The following is a 15,772-nucleotide window of genomic DNA, read 5'->3' as shown; positions in this document are numbered from 1 at the left end:
CACTGCCTCCGGACGATGGCGTGAGGTCACCGTCTTTGCGAGCGCAGCGAAGCAATCCAGGGTCGCGCTGTCCTGGGTCACTTCGCTCCGCTCGTGATGACGATGCGGGGGCATCGATCGCAACCGTGAGCGAACGCTGACGTGGATTTGGGGTTTCCTGAGCCGGCGGGCAGGCCACATGTCGTCACCCGCGCTCACCCGGGTTACATCCCGCGGCGCACCCCCTAGATACCGGTCACCGACGCGGCTGCCTGGGCCGTGCCCGAATCGCGGCATCAGCCTTGCGCCCGTCGGCATCGAGCCTGGAGGAACGAGCATGACCGAGCTTCATCCCGAAGTTGCGGCGGTCACCGAGCGCGTCGTGGCGCGCTCCCGCGAGACCCGGCGCGCCTATCTCGACCTGATCGCCCGCGAGCGGGAGGCGGGGGTCCGGCGCGGCAAGCTCGCCTGCGGAAACCTCGCCCACGGCTTCGCGGCCTCCGGTGAGGACAAGGCGGCGATCCGCGACGAGCGGACGGTGATGAATATCGGCATCGTCACCGCGTACAACGACATGCTCTCGGCCCATCAACCCTACGGACGCTACCCGGACCAGATCAAGCTGTTCGCCCGGGAGCGCGGCGCCACCGCGCAAGTTGCGGGCGGCACGCCGGCCATGTGCGACGGGGTCACGCAGGGGCAAAGCGGCATGGAGCTGTCGCTGTTCTCCCGGGACACGATCGCGCTCTCCAGTGCGGTGGCGCTGAGCCACGGCATGTTCGATGGCGCGGCGCTGCTGGGCATCTGCGACAAGATCGTGCCGGGTCTGCTGATCGGCGCGCTCCGCTTCGGCCACCTGCCGACGATCCTGATTCCGGCCGGGCCGATGCCGTCCGGGTTGGCCAACAAGGAGAAGCAGCGGATCCGCCAGCTCTATGCCGAGGGCAAGGTCGGCCGCGCCGAACTTCTCGAATCCGAGTCGGCCTCCTACCACGCGGCCGGGACCTGCACGTTCTACGGCACGGCCAACTCGAACCAGATGATGATGGACATGATGGGCCTGCACATGCCGGGCGCGTCCTTCATCAATCCCGGCACCAAGCTGCGGCAGGCCGTGACCCGCGCGGCGATCCACCGGCTCACCGAGATCGGCGGCGCCGGCAACGATTACCGGCCGCTTGGCCTCTGCGTCGACGAGAAGGCGATCGTGAACGCCGCGGTCGGCCTGCTCGCCACCGGCGGCTCCACCAACCACGCGATCCACCTGCCGGCCATCGCCCGCGCCGCCGGAATCGTGATCGACTGGGAGGATATCGACCGGCTCTCCAGCGCCGTGCCGCTGATCGCGCGCGTCTACCCGAACGGGGCCGGCGATGTGAACCATTTCCACGCCGCGGGCGGCATGAGCTTCGTGATGGCCGCGCTCCTCGATGCCGGCATGCTGCACGACGACATCCTGACGGTGGCGGGCCAGTCGCTGCGCGACCATGCCCGCGATCCGAAGCTCGACGGCGACGAGTTGGTCTTCGAGGACGCCGTGCCGGAGAGCCTCGACGACACGATGCTCCGCCGGCCCGGCAACCCGTTCCAGCCGGATGGCGGGATGCGGCTGGTCAAGGGCAATCTCGGCCGGGCGACGTTCAAGACGAGCGCGGTCGAGGAGCACCGCCGCAACATCGAGGCGCCGGCCCGGGTCTTCTCCGACCAGGACGAGGTGCTCAAGGCCTTCAGGGCCGGCGAGCTGGAGCGGGATGTCGTGGTGGTGGTCCGCTTCCAGGGCCCGAAGGCCAACGGCATGCCCGAGCTGCACAAGCTCACCCCGCCGCTGGGCGTGCTGCAGGACCGCGGCCACAAGGTCGCGCTGGTGACCGACGGGCGCATGTCGGGGGCATCCGGCAAGGTTCCGGCGGCGATCCACGTGAGTCCCGAGGCCCTGGGCGGCGGTCCGATCGGGCGGATCCGCGACGGCGACATCGTCCGGCTCAGCGCCGCCGAGGGTCTGCTGGAGGTGCTGGTCGATGATGCGGAGCTGGCTGCCCGGCCGGAGGCCGAGGCGCCGGAGCCCGTACAGGGCACCGGGCGGGAGTTGTTCGCGTTCATGCGCCAGGGGGCCGATACGGCGGAGCGGGGCGCTTCGGCGATGCTCGCCGCCGCCGGCCTCTGAGATTGACGAGGAGGTGCCGACCATGAACGATCTGACCAGCATCGACGCGCTGATGCGCTCCGTGCCCGTCATTCCGGTCCTGGTGATCGACGACGTGTCCCAGGCCCGGCCCATCGCCGAAGCCCTGGTGAAGGGCGGCCTGACCGCCCTGGAGGTCACCCTGCGCACGCCGGCCGCCCTCGACGTGATCCGGGAGATGACCCGGGTCGAGGGTGCAGTGGTGGGCGCCGGGACGGTGCTGAACCCGCGCGATCTCGACAGGGCGCTGGCGGCGGGGGCCGAGTTCATCGTCTCGCCGGGTCTGACGGAGCCGCTGACCGACGCCGCCAAGGCCAACGGCGTGCCCTACCTGCCGGGCGTCGCTACGGCGGCCGACATCATGCGCGGGCTCGATCACGGGCTCGACCGGTTCAAGTTCTTCCCGGCCGAGGCCGCAGGCGGGATCAAGGCGCTGAAGGCGCACGCGGCGGTGTTCGGCGCGGTGCGGTTCTGCCCGACCGGCGGGATCACCGAGGCGACCGCCCCCGACTGGCTGGCGATCCCGTCCGTGCTCTGCGTCGGCGGCAGCTGGGTGGTGAAGCCCGGCACGCCCGATCCGGCGGCGATCGAGCAGGCGGCCCGGGCCGCTTCGGAGCTGCGGAAGGCAGCGTAGGCGGACGGGCCCCTACTGGTGACGCTGGAGCGGAACGCGCGCCTCTGCCTCCCCTCCGCGGGGAGGCAGAGAAGCGGATGCGGACCGCCCTACTCCGCCGGCAGCGGCTGCCTCTGCTCCCGCGGGATGAACACGCCGCCCTCCGGCTCCAGCGTGATGCGTCGGTCGTGGAAGGCGTGCAGCGTCGAGCGGTGGCCGATCGACACGATCGTCGTCCCGGGCAGGCGCTCGCGCAGCATCCGGTAGAGCGCCGCCTCGGACGGCTCGTCGAGCGAAGCCGTCGCCTCGTCGAGGAACAGCCATTCCGGCTTGGCCAGGATTGCGCGGGCGATGGCCAGGCGCTGCTGCTCGCCGCCCGAGAGCCGCCGCTCCCAGGTGTCGGTCTCGTCGAGATGGTCGATTAGGTGGGCGAGCTGGGCGGCCGTCAGCGCGTCCTGGATCGCCGCGTCCGAAAACTGATCGGTGGTGTTCGGGTAGACCACGGCGCCGCGCAGGCTCCCCTGCGGGATGTAGGGCCGCTGCGGCAGCAGCAGCGCCGATTGCCCAGCGGGCACATCGACCCGGCCCTTGCCGAACGGCCAGATCCCCGCAATCGCCCGGAACAGGGTCGACTTGCCGGAGCCCGAGGGGCCCGTGACCAGGGTCGCACCGCCCCGCGGCAGCGTCAGCGCGTCGGCGGTGACGATCGGCCGTCCGTTCGGCAGGGCGAGGACGAGGCCGCGCGCGGTGACGTCACCCGTGCTGTCGTTGCCCTGGACCAGGCCGTAGCCGGCCGATTCCAGCGCCTCCGCCTTGGTCATCGCCCGGCGGAAGGAATTGAGACGGTTGGTGTTGGCCTTGTAGGCGGCCAGTGTCGTGTAGGAATCCACGAAGAAGGACAGCGAACTCTGCACCTGCCCGAACGCCTGCGAGGTCTGCTGGAGGGCGCCCAGCGTGATCTTCTTGGCGAAGAAGGACGGAGCTGCGATCACGAGCGGGAAGATCACGCTCGCCTGCCGGTAGCTGAACGTGAAGGCGATCAGCTTGATGCGGCGGAAGATGATCCCGATGTAGTTCTCGATGACGCTGTGGAACAGGCTCGAGAGCCGCGAAATCTCCGCCCGCTCGCCGCGCAGCAGGGCGATCTGCTCGGAATAGATGCGGTTGCGAGCCAGCGCGAAGCGGAAATTCGCCTCCACCTTCTCCTGCCGGAAGTCGAGCCCGATGAGCGGCCGCCCGATCAGGTGGGTGAGCCAGGTGCCGACCACCGCGTAGGCGATCACGAGGAAGACCAGGAAGCCCGGGATCACCGTATCGGTGAACGGCAGGACGAAGTCGCGCGACAGCGTCCAGAGGATCACGATGAACGAGACGAGTTGCGCGGCCTGGCTCAGGAGACGGATCGACAGCGTCGTGGTCTGCACGATGAAGCTGTTGACGTCGGCCTGGATGCGCTGATCCGGATTGTCGGCTTCCTCGTCGGTGAACGGAATCCGGTAATGCGTGCCGTTGCCCAGCCAGCGCTCGTACAGGCTGTGGGTCAGCCATGTGCGCCAGCGGATCAGCAGCGAGGAATCCACGAACAGGTCGAACATGCCGATGGCGATGTTCAGCACGGCGATCGGAATGAACACCCAGAGCAGCTGGTACCAGAAGGCGTCCGCGTTGTACTCCTGAAGGGCGTTGAACATGTCGCGGTAGAAGAAGTTGAACCGCAGCGTCAGGGCCACGTCGGCGAAGTTCACGAAGATCGAGAGCGCCACGAGGTTGCGGCCGATCCGGCCCTCCGTGGTGCCGAACCAGCGGAACAGGCCGATCTCCTTGGTCGGCTTGTCGCGGTTGGCGAAATACGGGTCGGCGATGTTGGTGATCGCCCGGATCGGTTCGAGATACGAGATGCCGAGCACGATGGCGGCGAAGACCACCGCGCCGGTGGCCGCGAAGGCGGGCGGGAGCAGCGCCGCGATCACCGGCGGCAGCAGGCCCATGGCGCCGATCGTCTTCGATCCTGCCAGGAGCAGGTAGCCGACGCCGTAGACCGAGACGAAGACCTTCAGGTAGGCCGAGATGCCGTTCGAGGCGATCAGGATGCCCGCCATGACGAAGCCGGCGAGCGAGACGTAGAGCGGCGGGCTCGGGATGCCGGGAAACGCCAGCAGGATCAGCGCGGCCAAGGCTGTGAGCACGGCCTGGATGCCCAGTCCGGTCCTGAGTGCTGCCACGCGTCGATCCCCCATCCGTGCGCGCCCGCTCGTCAGGACGCTGCCGGCGGCCTTGGCCGCAGGTGATGGCCAGATAGTGGCACTGGCCCCGCGCTGTCGCGTGAAACTTTGGTCACGTTTCGGCGGTGCGGCGATTTACGCGGGTGGCGCGGCTACCAGTTCCACTCCTCGAAGCCCGGCTCGCGGCACTGATAGCCGATCGGGCATTGCGGATTGTCGCGCGTGGGGGCGAAGCGCAGCTCCGCGATCTCGGAGCTGGCGCATTGGCCGGGGCCGCTGACGAAGCGCTCCGGCGCTGCCCCGGTGGCGATGACGACGTCGCCCTCGCTCCTCACCAGGGCCATCGCCTCGGCACAGGTCATGCGCGCCGTCATCGAGCCGCGCGGCGGCCGCGATTGGGCACGGGCCTCGATCCCGGCCGCGACGGCGGCGAGGTGGGTGAACAGCAGAGCGAGGGCCAACGGCCTCATCGGTAACGGGTTCCGGCACGCACCCGGGAAGAAAGCCCGCGGGTCTGACGCCATCCTGCACAAGCGGACCGTCCGCGACTGTCACCGGAATGTGCCACCGGGCTGCTTTCGCCGTCGAGCCGCCGCAATCACCGGATTAGGAGATTCCGGGATCGCCGAAAGCAGCTGTAGATTTGTGATCGCGGGTGCCTGCAAGGGCGGCCCCGGCACGACGGCGCGAGCGGCCCCGCGGCACGCGTCTCCGGCGCCCGGCGTGCCGACCGACCCGCGCCGGATCCAAGGGACCCAGCGATGTCCGCTCTCTCGATCCTCGACATCTCCGCCGTGCGCGCCGCGCCCGTCTCCCGCGAGCCCTACGCCTTCACGCTCGGCCAGAACGTCCTGAATCCGGACGCGATCGACGACATCCGCCGCGACTTCCCCGACATCGCCAAGCCCGGCTACCTCACCGTCGACGAGGTCGCCCTCAAGGGCCGTTTCAAGGCGCTGATCGACGAGCTGGAGAGCGACGCGTTCTCCGAGATCCTCGGCGAGAAGTTCGGCATCGACCTCGTGTCCTGCCCGCGCCTGACCACGATCATGCGCCGCAGCCAGCTGAAATACGGCTCGATCCACACGGACGGCCCGTCGAAGGTGCTGACGCTTCTCGTCTACATGAACGACGCCTGGGACGCCCCGGCCGCGGGCCGGCTGCGCGTGCTCTACGACGGCCGCAACTACGAGCCCTTCGCGGTCGAAGTGCCGCCGACCATGGGCACGATGTTCGCGTTCCTGCGGGCCGACAATTCCTGGCATGGCCACGAGCCCTTCGAGGGCGAGCGGCGGGTGGTGCAGGTCGCGTGGCTCAAGGACGCGTCGGAACTGGAGCGCAAGCGCAAGCGCAACCGCACGGCGCAGTTCCTGAAGGGTATCTTCGGCCGCTGAACGGACGACAGGGGGGCGGACCATGGGGGCGGTCGTGCTGGTGGATCTGGGCGACGGGGCGCGTTCCGGCTCCGGGCGTCGCTACGCGCTGCCGACCCTTCTGGTGGTCGGCTGGATCGGCCTCTTCGCCTACAGCGCCGCCTACCTGACGGAGGACCTGCCGTTCCGCCCCGCAGCACCGGAGGCCAGTGCCTCCGCGGCCTCCGCCGGGCAGCGCGCGACCGCGCGCCGGTTCGTGATGCTCGACACGCCCGACGAGGCCGCCGCCGCGCCAGCCGCCGGCGCCGTCACGGCGAGCCCGCAGGTGGCCGCCGCGACGCCGGCCGCGAACGCCCGCCCCGCACAGGCGACAGCGCCTGCCTCCCTCTCGCCCCCTGTTTCCGCACCCGCCGAGTATGTCGGCGTCTGGGGCCCGAGTCCCGAGGCCTGTGGAGCCCAGTCGCGGCGGCGGGGCTATATCCCGGCCACGATCACGCAGGACCGCGCCCGCGCCGGACGCACGATCTGCAGCTTCCATGACACGCGGCGGGTCGGCAGCGCCTGGGTCACCTCGGCCGAGTGCAGCGATCGCGGCCGGCGCTGGTCATCGCAGGTTCGCCTTCAGGTAGACGGGGACAATCTGACCTGGTCGAGCAGCCGCGGGACCTCGGCCTATACGCGCTGCAGCCGCCGCGCCGGCTGAGGTCAGCCGGCGCCGGCCGCGCGCAGGACGATCCGCGCGGCAGCCCGGCTCGGCGTGTCGGCTTCCGCAAGCCGCATCAGCCCGTCGATCCGTGCGAGCGCGGCAAGCTGGGCGTCCCGACCGGCGCCCCCGGCCAGGAGCGGCCTCAGGGCGTCTGCGAGCCGCTCCGGGGTGCATTCGGCCTGGACGAATTCCGGCATGGCGTTCTCGGCGAGGATCAGGTTCGGCAGCACGATGCTGGGGACCTGGATGAGCCGGCGAGCGATGAACTCTTCCGCCCGCGAGACCTTGTAGGCGACGACCATCGGAACGCCCGCGAGCGCCAGTTCCAGCGTGACCGTGCCGGAGGCGGCAAGCGCCGCCCGCGCCTCCCGGAAGGCGGCGTATTTCGCCGCCTCGCCGGTGACGATCCGGACCGGTACCGTCCAGTCGGCGGAGAGCCGCTCAATGAGCGCCCTGTGGCGCGTCACGGCAGGCAGGACCGCCTCGATTGCGAGCCCGGCGGCGACGCGTGCCAGCGTCGCACCGAAGACCGGCATCAGCCGCTCGATCTCGGACCGGCGTGAGCCGGGCAGCACGACGAGGCTGTGGGGAGCAACGTCGCGCCGCCGCAGGTGCGAGGGGTCAGGCTGCAGTTCCGGGAGACGCTCGATCAGCGGGTGCCCGACATAGGTGCAGGGCGGCCCGCCGAGTTGCAGATGTGCGTCCGGCTCGAAGGGGAGCAGGGCCAGGACATGGTCGATGAACGGCCGCATGCCCTTCGCCCGCCAGGGCCGCCACGCCCAGACGCTCGGCGAGACGTAGTCGACGATCGGGATGGCGGGTGCAGCCTTGCGCACCCGCCGCGCCACCGCGTGGGTGAAGCCGGGACTGTCGATGATCACCAGCACGTCCGGCCGGGCGCGGATGGTGGCCTCCACGGTCTCGCGGATACGCCGCAGCAGGGTCCGGGCGCGGGCGAGGACCGGGAGGTAGCCCATCACCGCCACGTCATCGAGAGGGAACAGGGACGTGAAGCCCTCCTCCGCCATGGCCTCACCGCCGACGCCGCCGAATACCGCGTCGGGCTCAGCCTCACGCAGGGCGCGCATCAGCTTGGCGCCGAGCTGATCGCCGGAATCCTCGCCCGCCACGAGCCAGATGGTCCGGTGCCGGTCGGTCACGGCGTCGCTCCGTAGCCGACCACGAAGAGGCCGAGGCGGTCGGCTTCGGCGGCCGTGGCAATCCGGTCGATGATCAGGGTCCCGCCGGCCTCCAGCGCCAGGCCGACGCAACCCGCCCGAGCCGCGTTGCGCACGGTGCGCGGCCCGATCGCGGGGAGATCGATGCGGCGATCCTGGCCGACCTTGGGAGCCTTCACCAGCACGGTGGCGGGCATCGCCCGGCCGAACCCGAACGGGCGCCGGCCCAGAACCCGCGCCCGCGCCAGCATGCGGTCGGTGCCCTCCGGCCCCTCCACCGCGAGGATCCGATCGCCGGCCAAAGCCACCGCCTGACCGAGGTCGTAGGGCGAGAGGGCGTCCAGAACCCCGCGCCCGGAACGGATCGAGGCGGCCGCTCCGGCATCGGGCGTCCGGCGTCCAATCGGGCCTTCCGGGCAAAGCAGATCGGGCGCGGCCTCGTGGACGCCCACGACTCGATGGCCCTCCTCTTCCACCAGCGTGAGGGCGGCCCGCAGGAGCCGGTCGTCGCCCCCGCCGGCGATCGCCCGCAGCGCTTCCCGGTTGCGCAGGGCGGCGCCGGCATTGAGGATCGCGGCCGGGCTCGGCCGGGAGACCCCGCCGGCCGGCACCACCACCGCGGGCCCCCAGCGCCGCAACAGCTTCAGGGTGGCGGCGAGGTCGAGCAGGTCGACCGTGGCATCGGCGCTGGCGCGCAGGGTCGCCCCGGTGAAGCCCCGCAGGGCGATCACCCGGAACGGCCGGCGCGCTCTGCGCAGCGACTCGGCGACGAGTTCGGGCAGGCGGCCGGCCCCGGCGATCAGGACCACGGCACCCTCGGGGGTCGGATCGGCCTCGGTCACCGTCCGGCCGCTCAGGCGGCGCTGATGGGGGTCGGAATCTCGCGCGGCGTGCAGATCGAGCGCTTGCCGCCGAGGCGGATGAAGTCGAGGATCTCGCGGACTGCGGCGTGGGATTCGAAGGTCGCGGCCACGTCCTCCACACGCTCCATCAGCGTGCCCTCGGGGGCGAAGAGCAGGCGATAGGCCCGGCGCAGGGCGTGGATGTCCTCCCGGGCGAAGCCGCGGCGCTGCAGCCCGATGATGTTGAGCCCCGACAGGTAGGCCCGGTTCCCGAGTACCATGCCGTACGGGATGCAGTCGTTCTCCAGACCCGACAGGCCGCCCACGAAGGCATGCGCGCCGACCCGCGCGAATTGGATCACCGCGGCGCCGCCGCCGAGGATCGCGTAGTCGCCGACGCTGCAATGGCCCGCCAGCATGACGTTGTTGGAGAAGATCACGTGGGCCCCGACCTGGCAGTCGTGGCCGACATGCGAATTCGCCAGAAAGGTGCAGTGATCGCCGACCGCCGTTTCCAGGCCACCACCGCTGGTGCCCGGATTCATCGTGACCCCCTCGCGGATCAGGCAATCGGAGCCGATCGTCAGGGTCGAGGCCTCGCCCCGGAACTTCAGGTCTTGCGGCTGGTGTCCGATGGACGCGAAGGGGAAGATCCGGGTCCGGTCCCCGATCGTGGTGCGGCCGGCCAGGACCACGTGGCTGATGAGTTCGCAATCCGGTCCGAGCACGACTTCCGGCCCGACATGGCAGAAGGGACCGATCCGTGCCCCGTCGCCGATCCGGGCGCCGGATTCGATCACGGCGCTCGGATGGATGAACGGCGCGCTCACTCCGTCACCAGCATGGCGCTGATCTCGGCCTCGGCGACCAGCGTGCCGTCGACCCGGGCCTGGCCGCGGAACCACCACATGGTTCGGCGCTGATTCAGCTTCGTCATGTGGTAGCGAACCTGGTCGCCGGGGGTGACGGGCTTGCGAAACTTGCACTTGTCGATGGTCATGAAGAACACCTGCTTGGTGTTCCGCCCATCCGCCCGGATGTGGCGGCAGCAGATCGCGCCCGCCGTCTGCGCCATGCCCTCGATCAGAAGCACGCCCGGGAAGACCGGCATGTCCGGGAAATGACCCATGAATTGCGGCTCGTTGGCGGTGACGTTCTTGATCCCGACACAGGATTCGTCCCGGTCGATCTCGACGATCCGGTCCACCATCAGGAACGGGTAGCGGTGCGGCAGCAGCTCCAGCAACGTCTGGATATCGGCTATGCCCAGCTCGGTGCCGGTCTCGCGCGCCGCCTCACTCATAGAAATCCGCACCTCGACTTGCCGCCCCGGGCGGCCCACAATCCGGCCGCCATGGGCGCACCGACCGCCCTCTTCGGAAGAAATCGCCGGAAGTGCAAGGCCTGCCCGGTCAGGCGTCGCCGCCGGCCGGGTCCTTGCTCGAGCGTTCGGCGAGACGCGCGAGCGTCGTCAGCTCGCGGAACCAGGCTCGCACGGGCTTGGCGGGCGTCCCGCCCCAGCGGCTGCCCGGCGGTACGTCGCGGTTGACGTTGGAGGAGCCGGCGATCTGCGCGCCGCGGCCGATCCGCAGATGGCCGACGACGCCGACCTGTCCGCCGAGAACGACGTAATCCTCCAGCGTGGTCGAGCCCGAGATGCCGACGCCCGACACGATGACGCAGTGGCGGCCGATGACCACGTTGTGGGCGATCTGAACGAGGTTATCGATCTTGGTCCCCTCCCCGATCACCGTGTCGCGAGAGGCGCCCCGATCGACGGTGGTGTTGGCGCCGATCTCGACATCGTCCTGCACGATCACGCGCCCGACCTGCGGCACCTTCAGGTGGGAAGCGCCCATGGCGAATCCGAACCCGTCCTGGCCGAGACGGGCTCCCGGATGGAGGATCACCCGGTTCCCGAGGAGCGCGTGGCTGAGCGTCGTGCCGGCACCGACCGAACAATCGCGCCCGATGCGGACGCCGGGACCGATCACGGCGTTTGGTCCGATCACGGTCCCGGCACCGATCTCGGCGCCCGGCCCGATCACCGCACCGGGATCGACCGTGACGCCGTCCTCGAGCCGGGCCTCCGGATGGACATGGGCGCCGGATGCGACGCCGCGGACGGCGAATTGCGACCCGGGACGCAGGGCGTCCGGATGGAGACGACCGAGCAGGGCCGCATAGGCGCGGTAGGGATCGCGGCTGACAAGGGCGATGGTGGCGGCGGGACAGCGCGCCGCGAACCGGGGCGAGACCAGGCACACGCCCGCCCGCGTCGCCGCGAGGGCGTCGCCGTAGCGGGCGTTGTCCATGTAGGCGAGGTGGTCCGGACCGGCACTCTCCAGGGAGGCCGCGCCGCTGAACCGACGATCCGGATCCGCCCCCTCGGGGAGGCCAGTGCCGGCAGCGGCCGCGATCTCGGCCAGGGTGAGGCCGGTGGCGGCGGCGGTGAGGAAAATGGGATCTGACATGTTCGACAACGCGCCGGCCGGGATAATCCGGCCGGCGCGCGTTTTTTATCAGAAGCGCGAGCCGCCGGAGAAGCGGAACGCCTGGACCTGATCCGCGCCGATATGGCCGAACTTGCCGAGGATCGGGACGAACACCTTCTGACCCTCGTCCTTGGACAGAGCGTAGGCGTAGTCGAACCGGATCGGGCCGAGCGGCGAGTTCCACAGGATGGACGCGCCGATCGAGGAACGGATCGCCGCCGTGTCGCGGACGTTCACGCATTCCGGCTCCACGCCGATTGTGAAGGCGTTGAAGTTGCACTTCCCGGTCGTCGGCGAGATGCCGTTGATGAAGGCGTCGCCGTTCACGTTGAAGTTCCGCTGGCCGTGATAGCCGAACAGCGTGCCGGCATCGGCGAAGAGCGCACCCTTCAGGCCCAGATCGCGCGGAATGAGGGGCAGCGGGAACTGAACTTCGAGGGTACCGCCGACATAGGTCGAGCCGCCGATCGCGTTCGAGCGGGCGTCGGCGATGCCGACGTCGCGCGGACCGATGCCGTTCGGCGCGAAGCCGCGGACCAGCGACGGGCCGAGGAAGAACTGGTCGGTCACCCGCAGCGGATCGTTGTTGAGCGACGAGATGTGGCCGCCCTGGAAGCGGATGAAGCCGACCACGTCCTCGAAGATCTCCTTGTAGTACCGCGCGTCGGCGGTCACGCGGAAGAACTTGGAGTCGCCGCCCAGGCCCGCGACGTCGGGCTTCAGCTCGGCGTAGAGGCCGTTGCGGGGCGCGCCGATCACGTCGAGGGTCGAGTAGGCGAGCGTCAGGCCGGCCAGCGAGGTCAGCGTGTTGCCCTGCGAGCCCTTGATGGCGATCGAGGCTTCGCCGTCATACGCGCAGTTCGGGTAGACCGACTGGCCACCGATGTTCCGGCCCGTGTTCGGGTCGATCGTGCCGGCCGCGTAGGTGGCGGTGTAGCCCGGGATCGGGATCGAGCAGTCGTTGTACGGCCGCTTGAGGGTGTTCGGCACCTTCAGCTCGGTGTTGTACAGCGAGTAGCGCAGCGTGATGCCGAACTCCTCGGTGATCGGCAGGCCGAGGCGCAGCTGACCGCCGTACACCGTGGTCTCGTAGCGCGAGTACCGGGTCAGGTCGGAGTACTTGTAGAAGGCATCGAAGCCCGCCGCGAGACGGTAGCCGAGGAAGTACGGCTCGGTGAACGAGAAGTCGACGCCGCGCGAGTACTGGCCGCCCGTGCCGGCGAGGCGAACGTACTGGCCGCGACCGAGGAAGTTCGACTCGGAGACCGAGACCTCGCCGATGATGCCGTCCTGGGTGGAGTAGCCGCCCGCCACCGAGAACGAGCCCGTGGGCTGATCCTCGACGTCGATATTGATGACCACGCGGTCCGGGGCTGAGCCCGGCTCGTTGGAGAAGCGGACCTTCTTGAAGAAGCCCAAACCGTTGAGGCGCCGCTCGGCGCGGTCGGTCAGCACGCGGTTGTAGGCATCGCCCTCCGCGATATCGAGCTCGCGGCGGATGACGTAGTCGCGGGTGCGGGTGTTGCCGCGGATGTTGATGCGCTCGACGTAGACGTGCGGGCCGTCCTCGACCACGAAGCCCAGGGAGACCTGGTGGCTCGCCGGGTCGCGCTGGCCGGTCGGGCGAACCTGCGCGAACGGGTAGCCGGCGCGGTTGACCTCGCGGGTGACGTTGTTGAGCGTCTTCTCGACGTCGTCAGCGTTGTAGATGTCGCCCACGGAGGTCGCGATGTCGGTGTCGAGCTTCGTGGTGTCGAGGCCCGGCAGGCGCGAATCCACCTGGACGGCGCCGACCTTGTACTGCTCGCCCTCGTTCACCGTGACGGTGATGACGTAGCCGGACTTATCGCCCTCGACGTAGCGCGCGTCGGCGCTGACTACCTGGAAGTCGGCGTAGCCGTTCTTCAGATAGTAGCGACGGACCTGGTCGAGGTCGTTGGTGATGCGGTCGGGATCGTAGACGTCGGAGGTCTTGATGAACGACAGGAAGTTCATCTCCGAGGAGCTCATCAGCCCCTTCAGGGTCCGCTCGGAATAGGCGTTGTTGCCGACGAAGTTGATCGAGATGATACCGGTCTTATCGCCTTCGTCGACCTGGTAGATCACGTCGACGCGGCCGTTGGGCAGGTCGACCGTGCGGTAGGTCACCTTGGCGGTTCCGCGGCCGAAGCGCTTGTAGACGTCGCGGATACGCGCGAGGTCGGCGTTGATGATCGCCTCGCTGTACGGGCCGCGGGCCTTGGCCTCGACGATACCCTCGAGGGTGGCCTTCTCGACCTTCTTGTTGCCCTCGAAGACAACGCGGTTGATCAGGTTGTTCTCGCGGACGGTCACCACCGTGCGGCCGCCCGACTGGGCGACCTTCACGTCGGAGAACATCCCGCTTGCGAGCAGGTTGCGGCGGGCCTCCTCGGCGGAGCCGGACGCCGTCCCGGTCACGTAGGACCGGATCGTGTCCGCATCGACGCGCTGGTTGCCCTGGACGACGATCTGCTGCGCCTGGGCGGCCCCGCTCAGGACAACGCCAAGACCCGCAGTGACTAGGACGATGGTTTTCCGCACCGACTTACGTCGGGGCTTCCCCGTCAACGACATCATGCAATCGCCCGTTTCTGTTCTGGTCGCGGGGGTTAGCCCGTCACAGGCGACCGTTGATCGGCCGTCCCGTCACCTGGTCCAAGCGTGGCTTCGGTCCAAGCGTAGCTCTTAGCGGGATTCCCCTGCCAAGCAAACGCGCGGGAGGCCATCGTCAGGGGATTTTGGGGGGTCGTGGCCTTCGCGCCACTTAACGGTGCGGTCAGCATGCCGACAAACCACAGATCGTGGTGAACGGCGCGTAAACGTCTCAGAGTTCGAGCTATTTCGGCTGGGCTCTCGATCCCGCGAACCCGATCTTAACCCCGTTTCGACGCGCCGCGGCGGCGTCATCCAGGCGGTGTCCGGGCGAGATCGCGGCGGGATTGGGGCAGCGTTTCCGGTGGAGATCCGGCGGGGATCCCTGGATCCCCGCCGAGCTCGGATCAGGTGTTCCGCCAGGAGGCGCCGAGATTGAGGATGTCGTTCCAGGCGGCGAACAGCATCAGCATCAGCACCAGGGCGAGCCCGATGCGGAATCCGATCTCCTGAGCCCGCTCGCTGAGCGGACGGCCGCGCACCACCTCGAAGGCGTAGAACAGCAGGTGCCCGCCATCGAGCAGCGGCACCGGGAACAGGTTGAGCAGACCGATCGAGACCGAGAGCAGGGCGATCAGCCCGACCAGACCGCCGACGCCGCCGGTCTTGGCGACCTCGCCGGAGACGCGGGCGATGCCGATCGGACCCGAGAGCTGGTCGGCCGATTCCCGGCCGGTGACGAGCTTGCCGAGATACGAGAACGTGCGCTCGACGACGAAGTAGGTCTCCTTCACGCCGAGGTTGAGCGAGTCGAGCGCCCCATAGTTCACGAGCCGGGCCTCCGAGCCCGCGGGCGAGCGGATGCCGAGCCGGCCGATCCGGTGGCGACCGAAGGGCGTCTTCTCCTCGAAGGTGGCTGGCGTCGCCTGGATCGTGATGGGCTGGTCGTTGCGCTCCACCGTGAAGGTCAGCGGCGTGCCGGCGCTGCCGGTCACCGTGCGGTACATGGCGTTGAAGTCGCCGATCTTCTCGCCGTCGATGGCGGTGATCACGTCGCCGGGCTGGAAGCCGGCCTGAGCGGCGACGCTGTTCGGCTCCACCGACGAGACCCGGGCGGGCAGCTCGTAGCGGCCGCCGAGCCAGATGGCGCCGGCGAAGAGCAGGATCGCCAGGATGAAGTTCGCCACCGGCCCGGCGGCGACGATCGCGGCGCGCTTGGAGACGGGCTGGGTCGGGAAGCTGATCGCCCGCTCCTGCGGGCTCATCCGGGCGACGGCCTCGGGATCGGGCATGCTGGCGCCGTTCACGTCGCCGTGGAACTTCACGTAGCCGCCGAGCGGGATCGCGCAGAGCTTCCAGCGAGTGCCGCGGCGGTCGTTGAACCCGAACAGCTCGGGGCCGAAGCCGAGCGAGAAAGCATGCACGCCGACCCCGCACCAGCGCCCGACCAGGAAGTGGCCCATCTCGTGCACGAACACCACGACCGTGAGCACGAACAGGAACGGGATCACGGCACCGAAGAAGCCGCCGGCGGTGCCGCCCATCGCGTTGAGGAAGTCCATAAGCCGT

The 15,772-nt window shown here is 69.4% G+C and carries 13 protein-coding genes; 4 read left to right on the top strand and 9 right to left on the bottom strand.

The window, feature by feature from the left end; genetic code table 11:
• Positions 1-316 precede the first annotated feature (316 nt).
• Both edd and eda read left to right on the top strand, forming a co-directional pair.
• Positions 317-2,143 (top strand): phosphogluconate dehydratase, encoded by a 1,827-nt coding sequence (edd, locus tag CIW48_RS12100; RefSeq protein WP_149311001.1) that lies wholly within the window; start codon positions 317-319, stop codon positions 2,141-2,143.
• 22 nt (positions 2,144-2,165) lie between these two features.
• Positions 2,166-2,795, top strand: a complete 630-nt coding sequence (gene eda / locus CIW48_RS12095) for a bifunctional 4-hydroxy-2-oxoglutarate aldolase/2-dehydro-3-deoxy-phosphogluconate aldolase (protein WP_173009249.1) — start codon at positions 2,166-2,168, stop codon at positions 2,793-2,795.
• An 89-nt stretch (positions 2,796-2,884) separates the two neighbouring features.
• Here the strand turns inward: eda and CIW48_RS12090 are convergent, their stop codons facing one another.
• Both CIW48_RS12090 and CIW48_RS12085 read right to left on the bottom strand, forming a co-directional pair.
• Positions 2,885-4,996, bottom strand: coding sequence for an ABC transporter ATP-binding protein/permease (locus tag CIW48_RS12090; RefSeq protein WP_149311000.1), 2,112 nt, complete (start codon positions 4,994-4,996; stop codon positions 2,885-2,887).
• A 152-nt stretch (positions 4,997-5,148) separates the two neighbouring features.
• On the bottom strand, positions 5,149-5,466 hold the full coding sequence (locus CIW48_RS12085) for a hypothetical protein (protein WP_091780957.1): 318 nt from the start codon (positions 5,464-5,466) through the stop codon (positions 5,149-5,151).
• A gap of 291 nt (positions 5,467-5,757) precedes the next feature.
• Between CIW48_RS12085 and CIW48_RS12080 the strand changes: the two genes are divergently transcribed.
• Positions 5,758-6,390: a 2OG-Fe(II) oxygenase gene (locus CIW48_RS12080; protein ID WP_091780954.1), complete on the top strand. Its 633-nt coding sequence runs from the start codon at positions 5,758-5,760 to the stop codon at positions 6,388-6,390.
• A 22-nt stretch (positions 6,391-6,412) separates the two neighbouring features.
• A complete protein-coding gene (locus CIW48_RS12075) occupies positions 6,413-7,072 on the top strand; it encodes a peptidase inhibitor family I36 protein (protein WP_149310999.1) in 660 nt (219 codons plus the stop codon).
• 2 nt (positions 7,073-7,074) lie between these two features.
• Here the strand turns inward: CIW48_RS12075 and lpxB are convergent, their stop codons facing one another.
• The 7 genes from lpxB to CIW48_RS12040 all read right to left on the bottom strand — a co-directional run bounded on the left by lpxB (position 7,075) and on the right by CIW48_RS12040 (position 15,765).
• Entirely contained in the window at positions 7,075-8,235 is a 1,161-nt protein-coding gene (gene lpxB / locus CIW48_RS12070; RefSeq protein ID WP_149310998.1) for a lipid-A-disaccharide synthase, read from the bottom strand.
• Positions 8,232-9,095: a UDP-2,3-diacylglucosamine diphosphatase LpxI gene (gene lpxI / locus CIW48_RS12065; protein ID WP_149310997.1), complete on the bottom strand. Its 864-nt coding sequence runs from the start codon at positions 9,093-9,095 to the stop codon at positions 8,232-8,234. The genes lpxB and lpxI overlap by 4 nt, the downstream gene beginning before the upstream one ends.
• An 11-nt stretch (positions 9,096-9,106) precedes the next feature.
• Positions 9,107-9,925 carry an acyl-ACP--UDP-N-acetylglucosamine O-acyltransferase gene (gene lpxA / locus CIW48_RS12060; RefSeq protein ID WP_149310996.1) on the bottom strand — a complete coding sequence of 273 codons (819 nt, stop codon included), beginning with the start codon at positions 9,923-9,925 and terminating at the stop codon, positions 9,107-9,109.
• Positions 9,922-10,398, bottom strand: coding sequence for a 3-hydroxyacyl-ACP dehydratase FabZ (gene fabZ, locus CIW48_RS12055; protein ID WP_149310995.1), 477 nt, complete (start codon positions 10,396-10,398; stop codon positions 9,922-9,924). Before fabZ ends, lpxA begins: the two co-directional genes overlap by 4 nt.
• 109 nt (positions 10,399-10,507) lie before the next feature.
• Entirely contained in the window at positions 10,508-11,569 is a 1,062-nt protein-coding gene (gene lpxD / locus CIW48_RS12050) for a UDP-3-O-(3-hydroxymyristoyl)glucosamine N-acyltransferase (protein ID WP_149310994.1), read from the bottom strand.
• A 48-nt stretch (positions 11,570-11,617) separates the two neighbouring features.
• Positions 11,618-14,188, bottom strand: coding sequence for an outer membrane protein assembly factor BamA (gene bamA, locus CIW48_RS12045; protein ID WP_149310993.1), 2,571 nt, complete (start codon positions 14,186-14,188; stop codon positions 11,618-11,620).
• Between the two features lie 422 nt (positions 14,189-14,610).
• On the bottom strand, positions 14,611-15,765 hold the full coding sequence (locus CIW48_RS12040; RefSeq protein ID WP_091780931.1) for an RIP metalloprotease: 1,155 nt from the start codon (positions 15,763-15,765) through the stop codon (positions 14,611-14,613).
• Positions 15,766-15,772: the final 7 nt, after the last annotated feature.

It is taken from the genome of Methylobacterium sp. P1-11 (genome assembly GCF_008329595.1).
GTDB lineage: Bacteria > Pseudomonadota > Alphaproteobacteria > Rhizobiales > Beijerinckiaceae > Methylobacterium.
The sequence above is the reverse complement of the archived record's forward strand: the minus strand, read 5'-3'. Positions and strand labels throughout refer to the sequence as shown.

Excerpts from the sequence above, each read along its gene's own strand:
- edd (WP_149311001.1), top strand. The coding sequence starts at position 317 with ATGACCGAGCTTCATCCCGAAGTTGCGGCGGTCACCGAGCGCGTCGTG.
- eda (WP_173009249.1), top strand. The coding sequence starts at position 2,166 with ATGAACGATCTGACCAGCATCGACGCGCTGATGCGCTCCGTGCCCGTC.
- CIW48_RS12085 (WP_091780957.1), bottom strand. The coding sequence starts at position 5,466 with ATGAGGCCGTTGGCCCTCGCTCTGCTGTTCACCCACCTCGCCGCCGTC.
- CIW48_RS12080 (WP_091780954.1), top strand. The coding sequence starts at position 5,758 with ATGTCCGCTCTCTCGATCCTCGACATCTCCGCCGTGCGCGCCGCGCCC.
- CIW48_RS12075 (WP_149310999.1), top strand. The coding sequence starts at position 6,413 with ATGGGGGCGGTCGTGCTGGTGGATCTGGGCGACGGGGCGCGTTCCGGC.
- fabZ (WP_149310995.1), bottom strand. The coding sequence starts at position 10,398 with ATGAGTGAGGCGGCGCGCGAGACCGGCACCGAGCTGGGCATAGCCGAT.
- lpxD (WP_149310994.1), bottom strand. The coding sequence starts at position 11,569 with ATGTCAGATCCCATTTTCCTCACCGCCGCCGCCACCGGCCTCACCCTG.
- bamA (WP_149310993.1), bottom strand. The coding sequence starts at position 14,188 with ATGATGTCGTTGACGGGGAAGCCCCGACGTAAGTCGGTGCGGAAAACC.
- CIW48_RS12040 (WP_091780931.1), bottom strand. The coding sequence starts at position 15,765 with ATGGACTTCCTCAACGCGATGGGCGGCACCGCCGGCGGCTTCTTCGGT.